The following is a 6,000-nucleotide window of genomic DNA, read 5'->3' as shown; positions in this document are numbered from 1 at the left end:
GCCGTGGTTGCGGTAGGTGGCGTGGGGGACGTCGCCGCCGCTGTAGCCGACGCGGGTGGCGGTCACGCCGGGCTGGTGGCGGAACAGCTCCTCCATGCCCCAGAAACACCCGCCGGCCAGGATCGCTTTTTCCGTCATTTCCTTCACTTCCGTCGAGGGAGTCCGTGTACAGGAGGACGCCGCGGAGCCGGTCGCTATTCCGGTCGCCGGGGGCCCGGTCAGAACTCCGTAATGTCTCTCTCCGCCGCCGCGGCGACGAACAGGTCCAGCAGCGTCCGCAGGGCCTGGGAGGGCGGCCGCTTCGCGGAGACGACGACGGTGAGCGGCCAGGTCAGCGACGTGTCGGCGAGCGGGATCGGCACGACGCCCGGGAGGTCCAGCCGGGCGGTGCCGGGCAGGACCGCGACGCCGAGCTCGGCGGCGACATAGCGCGGCACCGTCCGCATGTCGGCGACCTCGACGGCCACCCGGCGCGAAAGCCCGAGCGCGGCGAATTCCCGGTCGACCGCGATCCGGTTTCCGAACCCGCGCGGGCAGTCGACGAACAGTTCGCCGTCCAATTCCGGCAGCGCGACCGACTCGTGCCCGGCGAGCGGATGGCTCGCCGGCAGCACGGCGTAGTACGGCACGCTGGCCAGCAGCGTCGCGTCGAGACCGCCCAGTTCGGCCCGGGAGAGGCCGAGCAGCGCGACGTCGAGGCGGCCGTGCCGGACGTCGTCGGCGAGGCCGGACGAGCCGGTGACGGACACCGTCAGGTGCAGGTCGACCAGGGGGTGCTTGCGGTGGAACGCGCCGAGCAGCACCGGCAGGTCGAAGGCGGTCATGCTGGTCAGCGTGCCGATCCGGAGGCTCCCGCGCAGACCGGCGGACGCCTGCTGCACCACCTCGCGGGCCCGCTCGACCGATTCCAGCGCCGCTTTCGCCTCGGGCAGGAAGAGCATGCCCGCGGTCGACAGCGCGACCCGGCGGGTGGACCGGTCGAACAGCGTCGCGCCGAGGTCGGTCTCCAGCGCGCGGATCGTCGCCGAGACCGTGGATTGCGTGGCGAACAGCCGCTGCGCCGCCCGCGTGAAGCTCAGCTCCTCGGCGACCGCCACGAAGTACTCCAACTGCCGCGTATCCATAGGTCGAATTATCGTGGATCACGATAACTGTGACCAAGACTTTTCGTTGGACTTGATGAGTCGGGCGAGGGATCGTTCAGGGGTAGGTTCCCGCTCGGAAGGTCGACATGGTCACCACAGCTCCGCCCGCTTCCCTCGCCCCGGCCGGTTGGCGCGTCAGCCACGGCTGGGGATTCCGGGTCGTCGCGTTCGCGTTCGCCGCGTGCCTCGCGTTCTCCACCGTGCCCACCCCGCTGTACGCGCTCTACCAGCAGCGGGACGGGTTTCCGACGTTCCTGGTCACCGTCGTCTTCGCGGCGTACGCGGTCGGTGTGATGGCCAGCCTCTACCTCGCCGGGCACGTCAGCGACTGGCTCGGCCGCCGCCGCGTGATCCTCGCCTCGACGCTCGCCGAGGCGCTGTCGGCGGTGTTGTTCCTGCTTTGGCCGGAGGTGCCGGGCCTGTTGATCGCGCGCTTCGTGTGCGGCGTCGGCATCGGTGCGCTGACGGCCACCGCCACTGCGCACCTGTCGGAACTGCGCGCGGTGACCCGCCCGGACCAAGACCTCGGACGCTCCGGCCTGATCGCCACCGTGGTGAACATGGGCGGCCTCGGGCTGGGCCCGATCGTCGGCGGCGTCTTCGCGCAGTACATCGACGGTCCGCTGACCAGCACGTTCGTCGTGTTCCTGATCGTGCTGCTGGTGGCGGCGTTCGGCGTGTGCCTGGTGCCGGAGACCGTCGAGCGGCGCGAGGAGCGTCCGGCGTACCGGCCGCAGCGGGTGTCGCTGCCCGCCGGGGCGCGGCCGGCGTTCGTCGGCGCGGCGATCGGGGTGTTCGCCGCGTTCGCGATCACCGGACTGTTCATGTCCCTCGCGCCGACCCTGCTCGCCGAGGGGCTGCACCAGCACAACCGGATGCTCGCCGGGGTCACCGCGGGCTCGATGCTGGGCGCGGCGGCGGTGGCGCAGGTGGTCTTCGCGTCGATGGCGTCCCGCGCCCAGCTGCGGCTGGGGTTCGTGCTGATGCCGGTCGGGCTGGCGGTGCTTTCAGCGGCCGCGTTGCTGCCTTCGCTGACGCTGTTCCTGGTGGGCTCGGTGCTCGCCGGAAGCGGGATGGGGCTCGGGTTCCGCGCGGCGGTCGGAACGGTGGCGGCGCTGGCCGATCCGCTGTCCCGGGGCGAGGTGCTGGCGGGGATCTTCCTCGCGGCCTACGCGGGCCTGGTGGTGCCGGTGCTGCTGGTCGGCATGACGCTGCTGTGGGTGCCGAGTCCGTTGGCTCTGGTCGGTTTTTCGGCGGCGGAGCTGGTGTTGCTGGCGTTCTCCGCTTGGCGGGTGCTGCGGACAGCTTGATGGCCGGTGGCTTCGGCGGTGCGGACGTACCGCCGAAGCCACCGGCAGCTGGGTCAGGCGACTTCGGTGGAGCGGGTCCGGGCGGCGCGGGCGCTCCACCGTCCGTCGTGCCGGTCCACGCGGATCGGGTGGCCGAACGCCCGGCTGATGCTGGCCGTCGTCACCGCCTGGTCGATCGGTCCGGACGCAATCACCGAACCGTCCGCGATCAGCAGCGCGTGCGTCGTCGTTTCCGGCAGTTCCTCGAGGTGGTGGGTGACCACGATGGACGCGAGCCGCGGATGGGTGCGGGTCAGCAGGTCGATCGTTTCGAGCAGCTGCTCGCGGGCCGCGACGTCCAGGCCGGTAGACGGTTCGTCGAGCAGCAGCAGCCGGGGGTCGCTGATCAGCGCGCGGGCGATCAGGGCCCGGCCGCGTTCGCCTTGGGACAGCGTCGGCCAGCGTTCGCCGGTCTTGCCGGCCAGGCCGAGCAGGGCGATGAGTTCGTCGGCCTGCTCGACCTGCGCCGGGGTGGGCTGCCAGCGCGGCGGCGTGTCGATGCTCCCGGTGACGCCGGTCAGCACGACCTCCCGGATGGTGAGCGGCGAACGCAGCGGATGCCGCGGGTTGACGTGCCCGATGCTGCGGCGCAGCGCCTGAAGCTCGACCTGGCCGAGCCGTCCGCCGAGGACGTCGACGGTGCCGCTGGTCGGATGCGTGACCGCGCCGCAGAAACCGAGGATCGTGCTTTTCCCGGCGCCGTTCGGGCCGAGCAGCGCCCAGTGTTCGCCCGCCCGGACGGTCAGGCTCACGCCGTGCAGGATTTCCTTGCCCTGCCTGCGGAACACCACGTCGGTCAGCTGCAGCACGACCTCGCTCACGAAAGTGCCTCCTTCAAGGCGGTCAGGTGCGCCCGGCTCAGTTCCGCGGCGGCGGACGCGTTCTTGTCGGCGATCGCTTCGACGAGCGCCAGGTGCGCGGCTTGGTCCTCTTCGGGGGCGGTGATCGGACGGGCGCGCAGAAAGTCCGTCATCGCGCGGTGGATGCGCGGCACGAAGCTGTCGAACAACTCGATCAGCACGTCGTTGTGCGCGGCGACGAGCACCGTGCGGTGGAACGCGGTGTCGGTGTCCACCAGTGCCTCGATGTCCGGGTCGCCGATCGCGCGGGCAGCGAGCGCGCGGCGGATCGCGCGCAGGTCGGTCGGCGTCCGCCGGTGCGCGGCGAGGGCGGCGGCTTCCGCCTCGATGGCGATGCGCGCCTCGATCACCGCGCCGACGGTGGCGCGGCGCAGCACCGCGTCCCAATCCTCGGAGACGTCGAGCGCGGTCACGAATACGCCGGCGCCCTGACGGGAATCGAGCACGCCTTTGCCCGCCAATTCGCGGATCGCTTCGCGCAGCGTCGAACGGCCGACGCCCAGTTGCGCGGCCAAAGTCGTTTCCCCGGGCAATTTGTGGCCCAGCGGCCATTCGCCGGCGCGAATGCGTCCGAGAAGGACTTCGGCGGCCTGTGCGGCGAGCGGGTGCCGGTGCACGAGAGGGGGCATCGGAGGGCTTTCTGGTCGGGCGGAGCTGCGGGAGCGAGGCTACTGCGGGACATTCGGGCGGCGGGGTGTCGAGTGTGGAGCGTCACTAGTCTACTTGTCTGAGGGGTGCGCCTTTTTCTGACCCGTTCGGGTGGGTTACGGTGTTTCCGCTGCCTGATATGGGGCGGTACGGGTGAAGATCGGCCGCATGCGTGCCAGGAAAATGGCCGTCGTGGGCGGAGCTCTCGCCGCGGCGGTGTGTGCGGTGGCGTTCGTGGCCGGTCCCGGCGCGAGCGCCGCTCCGTTGCCCGGGGGATTGGGGCCGTGCGTCGGCGACGCCTGCCCGGGCAAGTACCCGCCGGTCAACAACGGGCCGTTCGCGGGCCGAGACAACGGCATCAACGTCTTCGCCGGCGGCGATTTCCTCGTGCGCGAAGGCGCCGCCGAGGCGGAGGGCCGGGTCGTCGTGCTCGGCGGTTTCGACATGGCCAAGCGGGCGGGCGCGTCCTCGGTCTACAACGTCGGCATCGCGGGCGTCGGCTCGCGCGTGCCCCCGCCGGACGGCGCCGATTTCCTCACCACCGGCAAGGACGTCACCGTCGCGCCGAACCAGCGGCTGCTCGCCGACGGCGGCGTCGTGCGGTACGGCGGCACGGTCACCGGCACTGTGACGGGCACGCTGAAGCAGGACCCGAACGCGGCCGATCCGTACAAGCAGCTCCGGCCGCAATTGCAGGAAGCCAGCACGTGCTACGGCAAGTCGGCGGCGACCGGCACGGCGAAGAACGAGGGCTACCGCACGCTGTTCACCGGCGACGGGAAATCCGCGCTGCAGGTGTTCAACGTCGACTTCGACCTCACCGGCCCCGGCGGTGCCATGCAGGGCCTCGAGTTCGCCGGCATCCCGGCGGGCGCGACCGTCCTGGTGAACCTCGTCGGCGGTGCCCGGGTGATCAACACCTACACCGGCGACCTCGCCGACCAGGACCCGATCAACCACCTGCGCGAGAAGCTGCTGTGGAACTTCCCGGACGCGGCGAAGGTGAAGATCGCCGGGCAGGCACAGTTCCAGGGCAGCGTGCTGGTCGGCAACCCGGCCAGCGACACGACGGTCACTGCTTCGGGCACCAACGGGCGGTTCTTCACCGCGGGCAATCTGCTGCACACGTCCGATGGAGCGGCTGGTGGGCAGGAGTTCCACGCCTATCCGTTCACCGGGGATCTTCCGGACTGCACCGCCCCGACGACGACTTCCGCGACGCCGACCAGCGCGACGTCCACGTCGACCACGTCGAGTACCACGACGTCGAGCACCACGACGTCGAGCACGGAACCGACGTCCAGCACCACTTCGGCTTCCTCCACGACGACCGAGCCGACCAGCACGACGTCGTCCACGGCCACCAGTTCCACGACGTCTTCGACCAGTTCCCCGACGCCGACCGGCCCGTCGCAGACGTCGTCCAGCGCCGCGTCCTCGAGTTCGCAGCCGACGTCCTCGGCGAGCAGCACGAGCCCGGCGACGTCCAGCTCGTCGTCCGCGGAAGTCCCGGCCCCGATCACGACCACGAGCGGCAACTCCGGCGGCGTGGCCCCCGGCGCCGGCCCGTCCGACCAGGGCCCGCTCGCCTCGACCGGCGCGGACATCCGCGGCTACCTCATCGGCGGCGGCGCGTTGCTGCTCATCGGCGGCGTGCTGGTGACGGCGGTGGCGGTTCGCCGCAAGCGCTCCTGACGAACGCCGTGAAGGGCTCCTTGAGGGACGCTGATTCCCTCGAGGAGCCCTTCACGGACAGCTCGGACCGGCGTGCACCCGGACGGTCGCTCGGGCGGGTGCCCTGATGGCGGCGAAGGCCGTGAGGGGAACCCTGCGGGAAGCAGAATCCGTGAGGGTGGCTCGCACGGATTTCGGCGGGCGTGGTGGGTTGTGCGGGTGGCCCGCACGGATCGCGCGGGGTTTGGTTGGCCTTGAGGGTGGCCCGCACGGATCGCGCGGGGTTTGGTTGGCTTTGAGGGTGGCCCGCACGGATCGCGCGGG

6 protein-coding genes are annotated in these 6,000 nt (G+C 71.2%); 2 read left to right on the top strand and 4 right to left on the bottom strand.

Annotation, left to right across the window (positions count from 1 at the left end; all coding sequences use genetic code 11):
* Both L942_RS04585 and L942_RS04580 read right to left on the bottom strand, forming a co-directional pair.
* Positions 1-138 (bottom strand): peptide-methionine (S)-S-oxide reductase (locus tag L942_RS04585; protein WP_037355278.1); only part of this gene is annotated, 138 nt, incomplete at its 3' end.
* A gap of 80 nt (positions 139-218) precedes the next feature.
* Positions 219-1,124, bottom strand: coding sequence for a LysR family transcriptional regulator (locus L942_RS04580; protein ID WP_037355276.1), 906 nt, complete (start codon positions 1,122-1,124; stop codon positions 219-221).
* 107 nt (positions 1,125-1,231) lie between these two features.
* On the opposite strand from L942_RS04580, the gene L942_RS04575 reads away from it, so the two are divergent.
* Positions 1,232-2,455, top strand: a complete 1,224-nt coding sequence (locus L942_RS04575) for an MFS transporter (protein WP_037355273.1) — start codon at positions 1,232-1,234, stop codon at positions 2,453-2,455.
* Positions 2,456-2,508: 53 nt separating this feature from the next.
* On the opposite strand, the gene L942_RS04570 is transcribed toward L942_RS04575, so the two are convergent.
* Entirely contained in the window at positions 2,509-3,315 is an 807-nt protein-coding gene (locus tag L942_RS04570; protein ID WP_037355271.1) for an ABC transporter ATP-binding protein, read from the bottom strand.
* Positions 3,312-3,983 carry a FadR/GntR family transcriptional regulator gene (locus L942_RS04565; RefSeq protein WP_037355269.1) on the bottom strand — a complete coding sequence of 224 codons (672 nt, stop codon included), beginning with the start codon at positions 3,981-3,983 and terminating at the stop codon, positions 3,312-3,314. Before L942_RS04565 ends, L942_RS04570 begins: the two co-directional genes overlap by 4 nt.
* Positions 3,984-4,170: 187 nt before the next feature.
* On the opposite strand from L942_RS04565, the gene L942_RS04560 reads away from it, so the two are divergent.
* Positions 4,171-5,697: a choice-of-anchor A family protein gene (locus tag L942_RS04560; protein WP_051165718.1), complete on the top strand. Its 1,527-nt coding sequence runs from the start codon at positions 4,171-4,173 to the stop codon at positions 5,695-5,697.
* The last annotated feature ends 303 nt before the right edge of the window (positions 5,698-6,000 follow it).

Origin of the sequence: Amycolatopsis orientalis DSM 43388 (assembly GCF_000411975.1) — a bacterium.
GTDB classification, from domain to species: Bacteria; Actinomycetota; Actinomycetes; order Mycobacteriales; family Pseudonocardiaceae; genus Amycolatopsis; species Amycolatopsis orientalis_D.
Note: the sequence above shows the minus strand (reverse complement) of the source record. Positions and strands in the feature narration are given on the sequence as shown.